This is a genomic window from Labrys sp. Lb11 (assembly GCF_057554225.1).
In genome coordinates this window covers 509795-527943 of record NZ_BAAJOT010000005.1, presented here as the reverse complement: position 1 = coordinate 527943, position 18149 = coordinate 509795, and the positions used below count along the sequence as shown (strand labels likewise).

The 18149-nt window shown below is 68.3% G+C and carries 14 protein-coding genes; 1 reads left to right on the top strand and 13 read right to left on the bottom strand.

Annotated features, from left to right (window positions below):
- Window positions 1–11 precede the first annotated feature (11 nt).
- Window positions 12–500 carry a GNAT family N-acetyltransferase gene (locus AC27L4_RS21050; protein WP_487144316.1) on the top strand — a complete coding sequence of 163 codons (489 nt, stop codon included), beginning with the start codon at window positions 12–14 and terminating at the stop codon, window positions 498–500.
- A 118-nt stretch (window positions 501–618) separates the two neighbouring features.
- On the opposite strand, the gene AC27L4_RS21045 is transcribed toward AC27L4_RS21050, so the two are convergent.
- The 13 genes from AC27L4_RS21045 to nuoN form a co-directional block, all read right to left on the bottom strand.
- The gene (locus AC27L4_RS21045; protein ID WP_487144315.1) at window positions 619–2196 is read right to left on the bottom strand and encodes a PucR family transcriptional regulator; all 1578 of its coding nucleotides are present in this window, start codon (window positions 2194–2196) and stop codon (window positions 619–621) included.
- A 240-nt stretch (window positions 2197–2436) separates the two neighbouring features.
- Window positions 2437–3906, bottom strand: a complete 1470-nt coding sequence (locus AC27L4_RS21040; protein ID WP_487144314.1) for an aldehyde dehydrogenase family protein — start codon at window positions 3904–3906, stop codon at window positions 2437–2439.
- Complete coding sequence (locus AC27L4_RS21035) at window positions 3906–5144, bottom strand: saccharopine dehydrogenase family protein (protein ID WP_487144313.1); 1239 nt, start codon at window positions 5142–5144, stop codon at window positions 3906–3908. The genes AC27L4_RS21040 and AC27L4_RS21035 overlap by 1 nt, the downstream gene beginning before the upstream one ends.
- A gap of 240 nt (window positions 5145–5384) precedes the next feature.
- Complete coding sequence (gene ilvD / locus AC27L4_RS21030; RefSeq protein ID WP_487144312.1) at window positions 5385–7226, bottom strand: dihydroxy-acid dehydratase; 1842 nt, start codon at window positions 7224–7226, stop codon at window positions 5385–5387.
- 134 nt (window positions 7227–7360) lie between these two features.
- Complete coding sequence (locus AC27L4_RS21025) at window positions 7361–8932, bottom strand: GMC family oxidoreductase (protein WP_487144311.1); 1572 nt, start codon at window positions 8930–8932, stop codon at window positions 7361–7363.
- Window positions 8933–8944: 12 nt separating this feature from the next.
- Window positions 8945–9478 (bottom strand): twin-arginine translocation signal domain-containing protein, encoded by a 534-nt coding sequence (locus AC27L4_RS21020; RefSeq protein ID WP_487144310.1) that lies wholly within the window; start codon window positions 9476–9478, stop codon window positions 8945–8947.
- A gap of 55 nt (window positions 9479–9533) precedes the next feature.
- A complete protein-coding gene (locus AC27L4_RS21015; RefSeq protein ID WP_487144309.1) occupies window positions 9534–9929 on the bottom strand; it encodes a VOC family protein in 396 nt (131 codons plus the stop codon).
- Window positions 9930–9939: 10 nt separating this feature from the next.
- Window positions 9940–10344, bottom strand: coding sequence for a c-type cytochrome (locus AC27L4_RS21010; protein ID WP_487144308.1), 405 nt, complete (start codon window positions 10342–10344; stop codon window positions 9940–9942).
- A gap of 196 nt (window positions 10345–10540) precedes the next feature.
- Window positions 10541–13345 carry an ATP-dependent Clp protease ATP-binding subunit gene (locus AC27L4_RS21005; protein WP_487144307.1) on the bottom strand — a complete coding sequence of 935 codons (2805 nt, stop codon included), beginning with the start codon at window positions 13343–13345 and terminating at the stop codon, window positions 10541–10543.
- A gap of 380 nt (window positions 13346–13725) precedes the next feature.
- A complete protein-coding gene (locus AC27L4_RS21000) occupies window positions 13726–14052 on the bottom strand; it encodes a ribbon-helix-helix domain-containing protein (RefSeq protein WP_487144306.1) in 327 nt (108 codons plus the stop codon).
- Between the two features lie 102 nt (window positions 14053–14154).
- On the bottom strand, window positions 14155–15825 hold the full coding sequence (locus AC27L4_RS20995) for a ribonuclease J (RefSeq protein ID WP_487144305.1): 1671 nt from the start codon (window positions 15823–15825) through the stop codon (window positions 14155–14157).
- Window positions 15825–16592: a biotin--[acetyl-CoA-carboxylase] ligase gene (locus tag AC27L4_RS20990; RefSeq protein WP_487144304.1), complete on the bottom strand. Its 768-nt coding sequence runs from the start codon at window positions 16590–16592 to the stop codon at window positions 15825–15827. Before AC27L4_RS20990 ends, AC27L4_RS20995 begins: the two co-directional genes overlap by 1 nt.
- Before the next feature lie 114 nt (window positions 16593–16706).
- Window positions 16707–18140: an NADH-quinone oxidoreductase subunit NuoN gene (gene nuoN, locus AC27L4_RS20985; RefSeq protein WP_487144303.1), complete on the bottom strand. Its 1434-nt coding sequence runs from the start codon at window positions 18138–18140 to the stop codon at window positions 16707–16709.
- Between the last annotated feature and the right edge of the window lie 9 nt (window positions 18141–18149).

The following is an 18149-nucleotide window of genomic DNA, read 5'->3' as shown; positions in this document are numbered from 1 at the left end:
GGGCCGACGCGATGTCTGTGACCATCCGCCGGGCCGGCCCCGGCGACACGGCGACCGTGCTGGCCCTGATCCGGGCGCTGGCCGACTACGAGAAGCTGCTGCACGAGGTCGAGGCCACGGAGTTCGACCTCAGCGCGGCCTTGTTCGCGCCGCAGCCGCGCGTCTTCTGCGACATCGCCGAATGGGGCGGCGAGGCGGCGGGGTTCGCGCTCTGGTTCTACAACTACTCGACCTTCGTCGGCCGCCACGGGCTCTATCTCGAAGACCTGTTCGTGCATCCGCAGTTCCGCGCCCACGGCATCGGCAAGCGCCTGCTCGCCCATCTGGCGCAACGCTGCGTGGCCGAGAATCTCGGCCGGCTGGAATGGTCGGTGCTCGACTGGAACGAGCCGGCGATCGGCTTCTACCGGAAGCAGGGCGCCCTGCTGCGCGACGAGTGGACGGGTTGCCGCCTGAGCGGCGAGCCGCTGCGGCGGCTGGCGGAAAGCGCGGCCGACTAAAGCGTTTTGCGATTTGACGGAATCGCGTCAAGTCGCAAAGACGCGTCCAAATAAAGAGCTGGAGCAAAGCCCGTTTCCACCAAAACGCGCTTTGCTCTAGCCTTTCGCGCCCCGCGGCTCAGTCCGCCATCCGTCCCATCTTGTGGGCGACGAGTTCCAGGCGCAGGTCGAAGCAGATGTCCGGCGTGAGCTCGCAGCCGAGGATGTCGCCGATCCGGTCCAGCCGGTAGGCGAGCGTATGGCGGTGGATCGACAGCTTCCTGGCCGCCAGCACTGCGTTCTGGTTGGCGGCCAGGAAGCTGTCGAGCGTCTGCAACAACTCGCCGCGATGGTTCCGGTCATGCTCGGTCAGCTTGCGGATGCGCGAGAAGCGCACGGGCGGGCCGGATTCGAGCAGGCGGACGAAATGAGCCACGGCCGCCGTGTCGCGGGCCAGGAAGCAGGCGCGCGACGGGTCGAGCCGGCGGCCGACCTCCAGGGCTTCGCGGGCATCGGCATAGGCGCGGCTGGCCTGGGCCGGCGTCTCGACGGGATCGCTGAGGCCCGCGCGAAAGCCGACGCCCGCCGCTTCCATCCCTTCCGCCAGGGCGGCGGCGACCGTCTTGGGCTGCGGCCTGCGGGCGTGCGGCGCCACCACGACATATTGGCCGGCTCGCTCGAAGATGCGCGCGCGCGGTGCGACCGGCTCGAGGGCATGGCGGATGAGCCGCCGGTCGATGGCGGCGTCCTCCGCGACCTCGACGACCAGGATTGAGAAGGCGGCGGCGGAGGCGAGGCCGAGCGCCGCCGCCATCGCCGGATCGTCCCGTCCTTCGATCAGGGCCAGCAGGGCATCCCGTTCATGCGCCGACCGGGCGCGCTCGATCTCGTCGTGCTGGGCGATCAGCAGCGCCGCAGCGAGCGTCGCCGATTCCGCCAGCATGGCCTCGAACCGCTCGGGCTCCTTGCTGCCTGTCGTCATCAGCACATAGGCGCTGAGGCGGCCGGTGATCACCACCGGCGCGGCCAGGGCGTAGCGGCCGCCAGGCCCGGCGATCCGCGTCACGCCGGACGTCGCGGCCGGCCTGGCGAAGCCTCGCGGGAAATGGGCATCGCCGCGCGCCTGCGGATCCTCTCCCAGGACACGAAACTGCGGATCGACCACGGCAACGCGCTGGCGCGTCATCTCGGAAAGGCGGGCGCAGAGCAGGTCGAGGTCGCCACGGTCCAGCACGACGGCGAGCAGGCCGCGATTGACCCTCTCGGCCTCTTCCAGCAGGCGATACTGCTCCGTCACCAGCCGCGTGAGCAGCACTTCGGTGATGTCGCGGAAGTTCACCTCCCACGGCATGGCGATGACCGGAATGCCGACCCGGTCGGCCTCGCGCCGCATCCCGTCCGGCACCCGGTCGAGATAGGGGCCGATGGCAAGGATGAGCCCGGCGCTGGCGCGCCGCTGCATCACCGGGAAGATCGCCTGCTGCAGCGACGGATTGTGACCGAGGCTGACGCCGGACGACAGCAGCAGCTCGCTGCCGGTGAGCGAGTCCTCGATGTCCTCATGGTCGACCACGTGCACCCAGCGCGCCCGGCGCTGCAGCCCGGCACGGCCGCCCTCGACGCTGGCCCGGGTCAGGGGCGGCAGGGCGAGGCAATCGGCGACGCTGAGGCCGAAATCGGCGAAACGGCCGGAAGAACTCTCGTTCGAAGTGCTCAAAACCGCCGCCGCGCCCCTGCCAATCCCGTCGCCGCAGGCCAAGCAGGTTCTCCCGAACCTGCTTGCACTTATAGGTCTGAGCGGCATTGATTTTGCATTGAAGATGCAAAATCAATCGTGGCGAGAGCCACGAGAAGCTGCTCAGGGCGTCCTGCGATCCGACGGAACCGGGTCAGACCGCAAGGCCACGTCGAAGCGAGGAGTTCGGGCAAGGCGTGTTTCGACCGGAACCCACTTTGCTCAGAGGTACCATCCCCACGGCTCGGTGCTGTCGTAGCGCGTTATCTGCTTGGTTTCGAGATAGTTCTCCAGCCCCCACCGCCCGAGCTCGCGGCCGATGCCCGACTGCTTGTAGCCGCCCCAGGGCGCCTCCACGAAGGTCGGCTGCGAGCAGTTGATCCAGACGATGCCGGCCCGCAAGCCTGCCGCGACCCGCTCGCAGCGCGCGTCGTCCGCCGACATCACCGCGGCGGCGAGGCCGAAGCGGCTGTCATTGGCGAGCGCCAGCGCCTCGGCCTCGGTGTCGAAGGCACGCAGGGCGACGACCGGCCCGAAGACCTCCTCGCGCCACAGGGCGCTGTCGAGCGGCACGTCGGCGAAGATCGCCGGCTCGATGAAGTAGCCGGCGGGACAATGGGCCGGGCGCCTGCCGCCCTGCACCAGCCTGGCGCCGGCCCGGACGCCCTCGGCGATGGCGGCGCAGACCTTGTCGTACTGCACGGTCGAGACCAGCGGCCCGAGCTTGACGCCGGCTTCGGCGCCGGGACCGATCCTGATCGCGGCGGCTGCCTCGGCGAGGCGGGCCAGCAACGGCTCGTAGAGACCGCGCTCGACCAGCACGCGCGAGGTCGCCGAGCAGACCTGTCCCTGGTTCCAGAAGATGCCGAACAGGATCCATTCCACCGCCTTGTCGAGCTCGCTGTCCGCGAAGACGATGAAGGGCGACTTGCCGCCGAGCTCCAGGCTGACGCGCTTGATGTCGCGGGCGGCCGCCGCCATCACCCTGGATCCGGTGGCGACGCTGCCGGTGAAGGCGAGCTTGTCGACGCCGGGGTGATCGGCGAGCGGCTGGCCGGCCTGCGGCCCGAGGCCGGTGACCACGTTGAGGACGCCGGCCGGCAGGCCGGCCTCGTCGCAGATGACGGCGAGCTCCAGCGCCGTCAGCGGTGTCAGCTCCGAGGGCTTCAGCACCACAGTGCAGCCGGCGGCCAGGGCCGGCGCGACCTTCCAGGCCGCCATCAGCATTGGGTAGTTCCAGGGGATGATGGCGCCGACCACGCCGACCGGCTCGCGCACCGCCTTGCTGGAGAAACGGGCATCGCCCAGCGCGATGATCTCGGAGCCGGCGGCATCCAAGCCGGCAGCAAGGTCGGCGTAGAAGGCGAAACAGGCGGCGGTATCGTCGATATCCCATTGCGCCTCGGGCATCGGCTTGCCGTTGTCGCGCACCTCGATCGCCGCCAGCTCGTCGCGCCTTGCCCGGATGCGGTCGGCGATGGCCCGCAGATGGACCGCTCGCTCGGCGCCCGAAAGGCGCGGCCATGGCCCATGGTCGAAGGCGCGGCGGGCCGCCGCCACGGCGCGGTCGACATCCGCGGCCGAGGCCGCGGCGACGCCGGCGAAAATGGTGCCGGTCGCCGGATCGATCACGTCCAGCGTGCCGCCGGTCGCCGGGGCGCTCCAGGCGCCGTCGATATAGAGGCCGCGCATCAGGTCCTCTCCCGTCCGAACGGCAGTGCCGAGACGTCGCGCTGCACGGTGAGGCTGACCTCGAAAGCCCGCTTCTTCAACTCGGCCACGTAGGGCGCGGGCTCGAAGAACTCTTCCGGCGCCCAGACGCCGGGCTTGAGGGATGAGGCGAGCATGAGCTGGGCGGCAATCGAGCCGTTCATCGAGGTGCAGGCATCGACATAGCCGGCATAGAGCGGGTTCGGCCGCACGATCACGTCGCAGCGCACGGTCGCCGGTGCGCCGTCGCGGGTGCCGCGGGCGATGGCGAAATGGATCTCGTGCGAGGACTGCTCGGGGATACGGTCGCGATGGCGCTCGATGTTGCGCTGGATGACGGCGGCGAGGAAATCGGTCGGCCGGATGCTGGCTCCGCCGATGGCGATCGGGTGATCGCCGACGCCGAAGCCGGCCTTGACCAGGCCGACCCAGGCGTCGTGCTCGCGGTGCGGCAGGTGCAGTTTCCAGGTGAACTCGCGGATGCCCTTCTCGGCGATCCCCTCGGCCAGCGGCACGGTGAGCTGCTCGGAATGGGCGGTGTGCATGAACTCGCAGCGCCCCCAGGGCTCGGGCAAGTCGATGATCTCGACGCCCGACATCGGCGCGACCTCGACATGGCGGCCGTCGAGGAACTGGGTGCTCGGCAAGGCGTATTCGGCCAGCACGGTGGAGACGCTGTAGGGCGGCACCAGCACCGGGTTCTCCGGGCCGACCAGCTCGGCCGCCCAGTAGAGGTTGATGGCTTCGATCGTGTCGAGCTCGTCGGCGACGATGCGGCAGGTCACGTTCGACATGCCGGGATCGGCGCCGGCACTGACGACGGCGCAGACACCTGCGTCCTTGAAGCGCTGGTGACAGGCCTTCTGGCGGACGGTGAAGGTGCCGAGACCGCCGAGATCGACATAGGGCACCCGTGCCGCCAGCGCCGCCTCGAAGATCTGCATCTGGAAGCCGGCCATCGTCGGCACGGCGTTGATGCAGATGTCCATGCCTTCCAGCGCCCGGCCGAGTGCCGCCGCGTCGGCGACGTCGAGTGGATGGGGCTCCAGCCGCCCGTCGCCGAGATCGGCGGCCAGCCGCTCGATCCGCTCGCGCGACACGTCGCAGACCCGGATCGTGTCGATGGGCACGATGCTGCGGTCCGACACGAGATCGCGGACGATCCCCGACCCCATCAATCCCGCACCGCCGACGATGGCGATCCGCTTGCCCCTTGCCATGCTGCACCTGCCGTTCCGAACCGCGTCCATGCGCGACCGGCCCAGTCTAGCGTCGGCCGGCGGCCTCGCCCTTCGACGCATCGTCCAGCGCCGGAGGGGTTCGTTCCGACAGTGTGTATGAAGACACACGCTCCGCGCCCCTCCCCACGGGAGAGGGGCTCAGGCGTCACTTTTGGACGGCGGCAAGACCCTGAAAGGTTGCGCACGCCGATGTTGTCCGCAGTGTGCGCTGCCCCGCGCTCAGTGCGTTTCCGGCACGACGCGCACGGCGCCCCTGGCGGCGCTGGTCGCCATGGCGGCATAGGCGCGCAGGGCTGTGGTCACCTTGCGCTTGCGCGGCGCCTTGGGCTTCCAGCCGGCGGTCTCGGCCTGGGTGCGGCGATGGGCGATCTCGGCATCCGACACGGCCAGGTGGATGCGCCGGTTGGGGATGTCGATCTCGATGATGTCGCCGGCCTCGACCAGGCCGATCGTGCCGCCTTCGGCCGCCTCGGGCGAGACATGGCCGATGGACAGGCCCGAGCTGCCGCCGGAGAAGCGCCCGTCCGTGACCAGGGCGCAGGCCTTGCCCAGGCCCTTCGACTTCAAATAGCTGGTGGGATAGAGCATTTCCTGCATGCCGGGGCCGCCGCGCGGTCCCTCGTAGCGGATCAGCACCACCTCGCCCGGCTTGACCTTGCCGTTGAGGATGCCGTCGACGGCTGCATCCTGGCTCTCGAAGATCACGGCGGGACCGCTGAACTTCAGGATCGATTCATCGACGCCCGCCGTCTTCACGATGCAGCCGTCCTCGGCGAGATTGCCGTAGAGCACGGCGAGGCCCCCATCCCTCGAGAAGGGCGTCTCGACGCTGCGGATCACTCCGGTCTCGCGATCGAGGTCGACCTCGTCCCACCGGGACGACTGGCTGAAGGCGACCTGGGTCGGCACGCCGCCGGGCGCGGCGCGGTAGAACTCCTTGACGCTCTCGCTGCGGGTGCGGCGGATGTCCCAGCGCTCCAGCGCCTCGCCCAACGTGGCCGCATGCACCGTCGGCAGGTCGCGGTTGAGCAGGCCGCCGCGATCGAGCTCGCCGAGAATGGCCATGATGCCGCCGGCGCGGTGCACATCCTCCATGTGCACGTCGGCCTTGGCCGGGGCGACCTTGCACAGCACCGGCACGCGGCGCGACAGCCGGTCGATGTCGTCCATGGTGAAGGCGATGCCGCCCTCATGCGCCGCCGCCAGGATGTGCAGCACGGTGTTGGTCGAGCCGCCCATGGCGATGTCGAGCGTCATGGCGTTCTCGAACGCGCCGAAGCTGGCGACATTGCGCGGCAGCACGCTCTCGTCGTTCTGCTCGTAATAGCGGCGGGCGAGGTCGACGGCGAGATGGCCCGCCTCGACGAACAGGCGCTTGCGATCGGCGTGGGTGGCCAGCGTCGAGCCGTTGCCGGGCAGCGACAGGCCGAGCGCCTCGGTCAGGCAGTTCATGGAATTGGCCGTGAACATGCCCGAGCACGAGCCGCAGGTCGGGCATGCCGAGCGCTCGATGATCTTGACGTCCTCTTCGGCCACCCGGTCGTCGGCGGCGGCGACCATGGCGTCGACCAGGTCGAGCGCGACCGTCTTGCCGTGCAGCACGACCTTGCCGGCCTCCATCGGGCCGCCGGAGACGAACACCGTCGGGATGTTGAGGCGCAACGCCGCCATCAGCATGCCGGGCGTGATCTTGTCGCAGTTGGAGATGCAGACCATGGCGTCGGCGCAATGGGCGTTGACCATGTACTCGACGCTGTCGGCGATCAGCTCGCGCGAGGGCAGCGAATAGAGCATGCCGTCATGGCCCATGGCGATGCCGTCATCGACCGCGATGGTGTTGAATTCCTTGGCGACGCCGCCGGCCTGCTCGATCTCCCGGGCCACCAGCTGGCCGAGATCCTTGAGGTGGACATGGCCGGGCACGAACTGGGTGAAGGAGTTGACCACGGCGATGATCGGCTTGCCGAAATCGCTGTCCTTCATGCCCGTGGCGCGCCACAGGCCGCGGGCGCCGGCCATGTTGCGGCCGTGGGTGGTGGTACGCGAGCGATAGGCAGGCATGGTCGTGCTCTTCGGAAAACGGACAAAAAGGGTGTATGGGCCCGCCCGGCCCGGATGGCAAGATCCTGCGGGCGGCAGGCAAGGAAGCGCCGCCGGTTTCCCGGCGGCGCGCAGTGGTCCTCCAGGGAGATCCCTCAGATGTCCTTCCGGCTCATGCCGTCGGCGATGTGCTCGGCCTGGCGCAAGGCCAGCGCGACGATGGTCAGGGTCGGATTCTCCGCTCCGCCGGTGGTGAACTGGCTGCCGTCCGACACGAACAGGTTCTTGATCTCGTGCACCTGCCCGAACTTGTCGACCACGCCGTCCCGCGGCCTGGCGCTCATGCGGTTGGAGCCGAGATTGTGGGTCGAGGGATAGGGCGGCGTCGGGAAGGTGCGGACGGCCCCGACGGCCTCGTAGATCGCCTGCCCCTGCCGATAGGCGTGGTTGCGCATGGCGACGTCGTTCTCATGGTCGTCGAAATTGACGTTCGCCACCGGCATGCCGAACTTGTCCTTGATGGTCGGGTGCAGGGTGATGCGGTTGTCGGCGCTCGGCATGTCCTCGCCGACGATCCACATGCCGGCCATGTTGGCATAGCCGTCGAGCGCGGAGGAGAATTCCCGCCCCCAGGCGCCGGGGTCGAGGAAGGCCGCCATGAAAGGCAGGCCCAGCGACAGCGTCTCCAGCTCGTAGCCGCCGACGAAGCCGCGCCTGGGATCATGGCCCGCCTCGTCGCGGACGATGCCGGCCATGGTGGTGCCGCGATACATGTGCACCGGCTTTTCGAAGACGCCGTAGACCGAACCTGTGGTGTGGCGCATGTAGTTGCGCCCGACATGGCCTTCCCCGTTGCCGAGGCCGTCCGGGAACAGGCTGGAGGCGGAGTTGAGCAGCAGGCGCGGGCTCTCGATCGAGTTGCCGGCCACGGCGACGACGCGCGCCTTCTGGCGCTGCATCTTGCCGTCCTTGTCGGCATAGACCACGCCGGTGACCTTGCCGGAGGCGTCGTGCTCGATGGTGATCGCCTGGCTGTTCGGCCGCACCTCCAGGTTGCCGGTGGCCTCGCCCTTCGGGATCTCGGTGTAGAGCGTCGACCACTTGGCGCCGGACTTGCAGCCCTGGAAGCAGAAGCCGATCTGCTGGCAGGAGCCGCGGCCGTCGCGCGGCTGGCTGTTGATCGCCATCCGCCCGGTGTGCACCTCCTTGTAGCCGACCTTCTTGGCGCCGGCGGCCAGGACCTTGAAGTTGTTGTTGCCGGGCAGGCCGGGGATGTCGTTGGTGCGGGTCACGCCCATGCGGTTCTCGGCCTGGGCGTAATAGGGCTCGAGCTCGGCCAGGGTGATCGGCCAGTCCAGGAGGTTGGCCCCGGGCAGGTCGCCATAGACGGTCCGGGTCTTGAACTCGTGTTCCTGGAAGCGCAGCGAAGCGCCGGCCCAGTGCACGGTCGAGCCGCCGACCGACTTGACGATCCAGGCCGGCAGGTTCGGGAAGTTCTTGTGCACGCGCCAAGTGCCGCTGGTGGTGCGCTGGTCGGTCCAGGCGAGCTGGCTGAAGCTCTCCCATTCATCGTTGACGAAATCCTCGATCTCGTTGCGCGCGCCCGCTTCGAGGATGACGGTCTTGACGCCGCGCTGGGCAAGCTCCGAGCCGAGCGTGCCGCCGCCGGCGCCGGAACCGACGATCACCACCACGCTGTCGTCGTTGAGGTCGAAAGGTGCTGCCATGATCCCGTCTCCTCAGAGCCAGTCGATGTCGTCGAAGCCGCGATGGATGTAGCCGCCGAGCGGCGCCGAGGCGCCCTCGTAGCCGAAGACCGGCCACACCTCCTTCTGGTTGTAGAGGCTGACGACCAGGCCGGAGCGCACCGTGGAGAAGAACGGCGTGCCCTCGATCTGCTTGAGCATGACGAGGCGATCGGCCTCCCAGGCGACGTCCGCATAGCGCCCGCCCTTGCCGGCCGCGAGGCCGTCGAGCGTGACCGCGCCGTCCTCGAACAGCGCCTTGGATGCCGCGTCCTTGGCCGCCTGCGCATCGAAGGTCTTGACCGCCACGGCGTAGTAGCGGTCGCCGAGGCGATCATGCGGGTAGACGTCGCGCGACATCTTGATCAAGGTGCGCAGCGTTTCGGGCTTGAGGGCCGTGGCTTCGAGAGCCCAGGCCTCCGGCGGGCAGAACACCGCACCGTCGATGACGACCAGCGCGGCGCCCATGGCCGCTCCGGCCATGAAGCGCCGACGCGAGATGTCGAATTTCGACTTGTCCAACGTCATGGTTTCCTCCGAACCTCGTGATCTTGTTGTCTTCTTGCCTGCGGCCGTCAGGTTCTTACTTGTAGCGCCCTCCCCGTTGCAGGACCTCGATCTTGTAGCCGTCGGGGTCCTGGACGAAGAAGAAGGTGGCCTCGCCGCCGCCCGGCAGGGCGAAGCCCTTGACCGGCCCTGGCGCAAGGCCCTTCTCCTGGAAGCGCCGGTGCTCGGCCTGGATATCCCTGACGGAGACGGCAAGGTGGCCGTAGCCGTCGCCGAGGGCATAGGGCTCGGTCCGGCCCTTGTTCACCGTCAGCTCCAGCTCGAAATCGTCCTCGGCATTGCTGAGATAGATCAGCGTGAAGTTGTCGAAATCGAAGCGTCCCGCGACGCTCAGGCCGAAGGCCGTCTCGTAGAAGGCGAGCGACCTCGCTTCGTCCAGAACGCGGATCATGCTGTGGATCATGCGGGCCATGGCTGCTCCTTCACTGCGTCGCTGCGAGCGACTTGAGATAGTCGATCACCAGCCGGCGCTTGTCGGCATTGGCCTGGCGGTAGGGCATGGCCGAGCCGGGCCGGAAGGCCTGGGCGTTGGTGATCCATTTGTCGAGACTGGCTGCGTCCCAGACGAAGCCGGCATTGGCGAGCGCCGGCGAGTAGCGAAAGCCCGGAACCGTGCCCGCGGAGCGGCCGAACACGCCGGCGAGGTTCGGTCCCTGGCGCGGCGCGGCCTTCGGGTCGACCGTGTGGCAGGTGCCGCAACTCGTCTCGAACTGTTTCCTGGCGGCCGCAAGCCCATCGGCCGTCGCCGCGCCGTCCTGGGCGGCGGCAGGACCGATGCACCATCCCATGGTTGCAGCAATCCAGCATGCCCGGAGATGTCGATGCATCACGCCCTTCCCTCTCGAACGAGGAGCAGGATAGGCAGCCGCGGATCGGGGCAGGTAGTAGCGAGCTAGCACGTCGCGGAAATTGTAGCGCCCCGACGCCGCGTCATGGCGGCCCCCTCATCGGCGGGCCACGGTCTTCCGCGGAGCCGTCCACCGTGACGGCCCCGCTGTGCTTGTCGCCTCGCGCGGGCGAAGCTCAAGCCGGCCCCTGCGCCCTCTCCCCGGACGCGGACTCCGGCCGCGCCTCCCGAGACGCCGCCCCGTCCTTCTTCTTCCTTGCTCCGGCCGCCTTCTTCGGGGAGGCCGCCTCGGCGTCAGGCCTCGTCACCTTGAACCCGACGCCCGCCTTCTCGGAATAGGAACAGGTGACGGTGTCGCCTTCCTCGACCCTGCCGGCCAGCATCTCCTTCGCCAGCGGCGCTTCCAGCAGGCGGCGTATTTCGCGGCGCAGTTCGCGCGCCCCGAACTGCGGCTGATACCCCTCCTCGGCGAGGTGACCGACCAGGCTGTCGTCGAACTGGAGCGTGATGCCCTGCCCGAGCGCGGTCTGGCGGATGCGGGCGAGCTGCAGGTCGACGATGCTCTTGATCTGGGCCTTGGAGAGGCTGTCGAAGATGATGATCTCATCGATCCGGTTGAGGAACTCCGGACGGAACTGCTGGCGCAGCACGGCCATAACCTCCTTGCGCAACTCGTCGGAGGCCATGGCGCCCGCGATGTTGCGCCGGCCCATGATGACCTCGGAGCCCAGATTGCTGGTGGCGATGATCAGAGTATTCCTGAAATCGACGATCCGGCCCTTGCCGTCGGTCAGCCGCCCGTCGTCGAGCACCTGCAGCAGGACGTTGTAGACGTCGGCATGGGCCTTCTCGATCTCGTCGAACAACACGACGCTGTAAGGCCGCCGGCGGACGCGCTCGGTCAATTGGCCGCCCTCGTCATACCCCACATAGCCCGGAGGGGCGCCGATGAGGCGAGCCACGGCGTGCCGTTCCATATATTCGGACATGTCGATCCGAATGACAGAATCTTCGTCGCCGAACAGGACTTCGGCGAGCGCCTTGGCCAGTTCGGTCTTGCCGACACCCGTCGGCCCGAGGAACAGGAACGTCGCGATCGGGCGATTGCCCTGCTTGAGGCCGGCACGAGCCAGGCGCACGGCGTCGGAAACGGCCTGGATGGCCTGATCCTGCCCGATCACACGCCGATGCAGCCGCTCCTCCATCTGGAGCAGCTTTTCCTTCTCCTCCTGAGTCAGTTCGGCCACCGGAATACCGGTCAGCTTCGAGACGATCTCGGCAATGTCGGCGACCGACACCTCGGCGCTGTTCGAAGCGACCTTCTGCTTCCAGCGGTCGGTCTTGTCCTCGAGCTCCTTCTCCTGCCCGGCGATCCTGGCGTCGATGTCCTTTGCCTTGTCGAACTGCTTGCGCGAGGTGGCGTAGGCCTGTTCGCGCCTGAGCTGGGCCAGCTCGGCCTCCAGTTCCTGGATGTCGGCCGGCCGGGACGTGGTCGACAGATGCACCCGGGCGGCCGCCTGATCGATCAGGTCGATCGCCTTGTCCGGCAGGAAGCGCCCCGAGACGTAGCGGTCCGACAGCTCGGCCGCGGCCACGAGCGCTTCGTCCTGGATTACCACCTTGTGGTGCGCCTCCATCCGGTCGCGCAGGCCGCGCAGGATGTTGATGGTCTGGTCGACCGTCGGTTCGGGCACCAGCACCGGTTGGAACCGGCGCTCCAGGGCAGCGTCCTTCTCGATGTGCTTCTGGTACTCGTTCAGCGTGGTGGCGCCGATCAGGTTCATTTCGCCGCGCGCCATCGCCGGCTTGAAGGTGTTGGCGATGTCGAGACCACCCTCGCCGCCGCCCTGCCCCGCGCCGACGATGGTATGGACTTCGTCGATGAACAGGACGAGCTCGTCGCGCTTCTCGGTGATCTCGTCCATCACCTGCTTGATGCGCTCCTCGAATTCACCGCGATATTTGGATCCCGCGACCAGCGAATTGACGTTGAGCTCCACCAGGCGCTTGTCCCGCAGGACCTCCGGCACATCGCCGTTGACGATGCGCTGGGCCAGGCCCTCGATGATCGCCGTCTTGCCCACGCCCGGCTCGCCGATCAGCACCGGGTTGTTCTTCTTGCGGCGCGCCAGGATTTCGATGGTCGTCTCGATCTCCTTCGAACGGCCGATGACCGGATCGAGCTTGCCCTCGCTCGCCATTCGGGTCAGGTCGCGGCTGTACTTGTCGAGGTTGGGAGTGTTCGTCGGCGCGTCGACGCGCCCCTCCTCGGCTCCCTTGCCGACCACCTTGACCGTCTGCTGCCGCAGGGCCTGCGGAGTGAGGCCGTATTTCTTCAGCAGCGTGCCGGCATGGCTGTCCGGCACTTCGGACAGCCCGAGCAAAAGGTGTTCCGGCCCGACATAGCTGTGGCCAAGCTCGCGCGAGGCGGCATAGGCCCGGTCCAGGGCGCTCTTGACCCTGGGAGAGACGCCGATTTCCTCGTGCGAGACCTTGCCGTCCGGCTTCGTCCCGGGGCTGCTCCTGTCGATTTCCGCCTGCAGGTCCGCCGCCGACACCTTGAACTGCTTGAGGATCGTCTGGACGACGTCGCTCTCCGGCAGGACGTAGAGAAGATGCTCGGTGTCGACCTCGCGGCGACCGGCCTGCGCCGCGCGCTCGGCGGCGCGCTGCAGCATCTCCTTGGCCTGCTCGCTGAACTGCTGGATGTAGTGGCGCCCGCCCGTATTGTCCGGCGCCGCCACGCCGCGGCGGGACGACGGCGATGGGCGTTGCAGCATGCCGCCCGAGCTGCCGAAGAGCTCCCCGAACGGATCGCCGCCGAACAGCGACTCCAGGGGCGACAGGTATTTCTGGTGACGCGTCAACTGGCTATAGTCGTAGTCGCAGACGTCGAGTTCCTCCCGGGCTCCGTCCCGGAGCACGGTCACCCGGACGGCGGCCGGTCGGACGCCGCAAATATCGCAAAGCTTCGTCGCCATGGTGCCTCGCACAACATGCTGTTCGGATTGATCGACAAACCGCCCGCGAAACGAGCACAAGGCCTTGCTCGAGAGTGCTCGCCACCTCCGGGGTTGAGCTACGCAGCAACAGATGCTGGGTTCATGATGCCACGAACCCCTGGACCGGGCCAGACCGGCGATCGCCGCGGTGAGACTGCCGCGCCATCGATCACAGGCAGGCGCATGGCAGTGGGCATGATCCGACGGATGCGGGCAAGAACGGCCTGATCGCCGCCGGCACCCGCTCAGGCGGAGCGACCGGAGGCGCACTCGCCCTGCCGGGATCCAGGCAAGTCGATGCGGAGCGCGCCGTTCGGCCGCACCGGATCGGTCGAGGCGGCGCCGTCACGTGGCCGGCCTCACTCGGCGGCGATGAGGTGCAGGTCGTGCGAAGACGCCACCGCGGCGGTTGGAGTCGACTTCGGGCGGATATCGGCGACGTAGAGCAGGCAGCTGCAGCGCAGCAGCGAGGCGAAGTTCTGCACCTCGCCGTGGATGTCGAGGACCTCGTCGTGCAGGCGGCTGATGAACTTGCCCAGGCTCATGCCCTGGTGCGCCGCCAACTCCTCCAGGATGTCCCAGTAGACGGATTCCAGCCGCAGCGATGTGCTGTGCCCGCCGATCCGCACCGACCGCGTGTGACTGGCATAGGTGTGCGGCGATTGGGACGCGAACAGCTGGCACATGGCGTTTCTCCCAATTCTCTTTGCTTTACAGTGGAGTCTTTCCAATGTGGGCGAGCCTGTCAATGCTGCCGCAGAGGGAATGGGGATCCGGGGCGAGCCGGATCAGACGACCAGCACGATGACCTGACAGACCGGCTTCTTGCCCCAGACGCCGTTGACGGCCGAACGCACGCCGCGCTCGATGGCCAGTTCCACCGCGTCGGGGTCGCGGCGCTTGGGCTTGGGCAGCCCCTCCAGCACGGCCAGCGCGGTGTCGGCGACGAGATCCTCCATGTCACGGCCGTCCCGGGTGCGCAGCGGCAAGCCAGCCAGCTTGACGTCGGGCTCGGAAACGATCTCGCCCTTCTCGGACAAGGCCAGCGCGATCGACACTGCGCCTGACCAGGACAGGCGGCGGCGCTGCGGCACCGTCTCGTCGGTGGCATGGACCAGGATCTCGCCGTCGAGATAGACCCTGGCAATCGGCGCCTCGCCGGCCGCGCTCGCCCCCTCCGGGCCGAGCCGCACCAGGTCGCCGTCCTTGGCCATCACCACCTCGGGCACGCCGAGCGAGCGGGCAAGCGCCGCATGCTCGGCGAGATGCCAGGCCTCGCCATGCACGGGAATGGCGATCTTCGGACGGACCCAGCCATACATGTCCGCCAGCTCGTCGCGGCGCGGATGACCGGAGACGTGGACGAGATGGGTGCGGTCGGTGACGATCTCGACGCCCTGGCGCACCAGGCCGTTGATGATGCCGCCAACCGCCTTCTCGTTGCCGGGGATGGTACGCGAGGAGAATACGACCGTGTCGCCCTTGGCCAGGGTCACGTCCGGGTGCTCGTCGCGGGCGATGCGGGCGAGCGCGGCGCGCGGCTCGCCCTGGCTGCCGGTGAGCACAGCCACCACCTTGTCGCGGGGCAGGTAGCCGTAGCTCTCCGGGCTGAGGAAGGGCGGGATGCCGTCGAGCAGGCCGCATTCGCGCGCCACGGTGCAGACCCGCTCCATCGCCCGGCCGACGACGATGACATTGCGGTCATTGGCCATGGCAGCCTCGGCGACCGAGCGGATGCGACCGACATTGGAGGCAAAGGTGGTGATCGCCACCCTACCCGACTTGGTGGCGATGATCTCGGCCAGGCTCCTGGCGACATCGCGCTCGGAGGGCGAACGCCCCTCGCGGATGGCGTTGGTGCTGTCGCAGACCAGCGCCAGCACCCCCTCGTCGCCGAGGGCCTTCAGCCGCGCCCCATCGGTCACCGGCGGGATCACCGGGGTTTCGTCGATCTTCCAGTCGCCGGTATGGATCACAGTGCCGGCCGGCGTGCGGATCGCCAGCGCGTTCGATTCGGGAATCGAATGCGCCACGTCGATCAGCTCGATATCGAAGGGCCCGGCGGTGAAGCGGTGCCGGCAGGGAATGACGCGCACATCGATGCGCGGCGCGTCGGGCTCGGCCATGCGCTTGGCTTCGAGCAGGGCGGCGGAGAAGCGCGTCGCATAGACCGGCACCTGCAGGCGCGGCCACAGATGGATCAGCGCGCCGAAATGATCCTCGTGCGCATGGGTGAGGACGATGCCGACCAGGTTCTTGCGCTCGGCCTCGATGAAACGCGTGTCCGGCATCACCAGGTCAATGCCGGGCAGATCCTCGCCGGCGAAGCTGACGCCGCAATCGACCATCAGCCATTGGCGCTTCTTCGGCGGGCCGTAGCCGTAGAGCGACATGTTCATGCCGATCTCGCCGATGCCGCCGAGGGAGCAGAAGACCAAGTCTGGAGTGTCGCGCGCCATCAGGCAGCTCCGGGCGGCGCGAGGCCGGGAAAGAAGATTTCCCCGGCCGAGACCGGGCGGCGCGTGCCCGATTCTTCGCGGAGAATAAGCGAGCCGTCATCATCCAGTGCCTCGAACACGCCGTCAATCTCGCCCGACGGCAGGCGGACCAGGATGCGGCGGCCGATCCCGGCGGCGCGGGCCAGCCAGGCGACGCGGATGGCGGCGAAGCCCCGCCCCGCGTCCCACTGGGCGAGGCGTCGGGCGAAGGCGTCGGACAGGGCGTTAAAGACGAGTGCCGACGTGGCACCGGTGTCGGTCGCGGCCAGATGCGTCACCGCATAGGGCGTGCCTTCGGGATGGTGGGCGACGTTGATGCCGCAGCCGATCACAGCCGAAAAGCCGCCCGCCGCATGCGCGCCCTCGACCAGGATGCCGGCGACCTTGGCTCCCTCGATCAACGCATCGTTCGGCCATTTGAGGGCGAGACCGGCCCCGGCCCGCGGCGCCGCCGCAATGATGGCGTCACCGACGGCCAGCGCTGCCACGAAGCACAGGTCGGCCGCCCGGCGGGGCTCGGCCGGTTCGCGCAACAGGAGCGAGGCGTAGAGGTTGCCGGGCGGCGAAGACCATTCGCGCCCGCGCCGGCCGCGCCCCGCCCGCTGCTCGCCGGCCGTGATCCACAGCCGGTCCTCGCCGCGCGCCAGCGCCTCGGCGTTGGTGGAGCCTATGCTGTCGAGATGGACATGCCGGAACCCGGCGGCGTGCGCTTCAGCACCGAGCCTCATGAACGCCCCCGACCTTCGCCCGCCCGGCGCGCCGGCAGGCGCCGGACGCCGAGCCTCGACGAAGCGAGGCCTGCCTTCGGGCGAAAGCGATGAGAACCGAGCATTCCGGTCCGATCAGAACAGGGCCTTGGCGGCCGCGGCGGCAGGAGCGGTGATCAGCGACGGCCAGACGACGAACAGCACAGTGACGGCGGTCGAGAGAGCCAGCACCACCGAGACGGCCGCAGGCGTCGCCTCGAAGCCCGGCGCGGGTTCGTCGAAATACATCAGCTTGACGATGCGTAGATAGTAGAAAGCACCGACCACGCTCGCCAGCACGCCCAGCACCGCCAGCCAGTAGAGGCCGGCCTGGACCGCGGCGGCGAAGACGTAGAACTTGGCGAAGAAGCCGGCCAGCGGCGGAATGCCGGCCAGGGAGAACATCAGCGCGGCCAGGGCGAAGGCCATGCCCGGGCGGGTGCGCGACAGGCCCGAGAGATCCTGGATGGTCTCGACATAGGCGCCGTCCCGCTTCATCGCCAGGATCACGGCGAAGGTGCCGAGCGTCATGGCGAGGTAGAGCGCCATGTAGATCATCACGCCGGCGACGCCCTGCTCCGTTCCGGCAGCGAGGCCGACCAGGGCAAAGCCCATATGGCCGATCGAGGAATAGGCCATCAGGCGCTTGATGTTGGTCTGGCCGATGGCCGCGAAGGCGCCGAGCGCCATGGAGGCGATCGAGACGAAGACGACGATCTGCTGCCACTGGGCCAGGGCCGCCGGGAACGAGCTGATGATCACCCGCACCATCAGGCCCATGGCCGCCATCTTGGGCGCACCGGCGAAGAAGGCGGCGACCGGGGTGGGAGCGCCCTCATAGACGTCCGGCGTCCACATGTGGAACGGCACGGCCGAGATCTTGAAGGCGAGGCCGGCCATCAGGAAGACGATGCCGAAGATCAGGCCCATACCGGCGCCATGGCCGCCGACCGCAGCGGCGATGCCGGTATAGGAGATCGAGCCGGTGAAGCCGTAGATCAGCGAGCAGCCATAGAGCAGCATGCCGGAGGACAGCGCGCCGAGGACGAAATATTTCAGGCCGGCCTCGGTCGAACGGGCGTCCTCGCGGTGGATCGAGGCCACGACGTAGAGCGCCAGAGACTGCAGCTCGAGCCCGAGATAGAGCGCGATCAGGTCGCCCGACGAGAGCATCATCATCATGCCGGTCGTCGCGAGCAGGATCAGCACCGAATATTCGAAGCGCTCGATGCCCTTGGCCTTGAGGAAGTCCAGCGACAGCAGGATCGCCGCGGCCGAGCCGATCAGCGTCAGCACCTTCATGAAGCGGGCGAAGCCGTCGACGACGAAGGAGCCGCCGAAAGTCTCGACCCGTCCCGTTCCGCCGCTGGCGACGAGGATGCCGACGACGACGAGCAGCGCCACCGCGGCATAGGCGACGGGACGCGCCGAGCCCGCGCCGGAGAAGACACCCCCCATCAGGAGCGCGATCGCGCCGAGGATCAGCAGGATCTCGGGGAGAGCGGGGGCGAAAGCGGGAACGGGAAACATAGGCTCGCC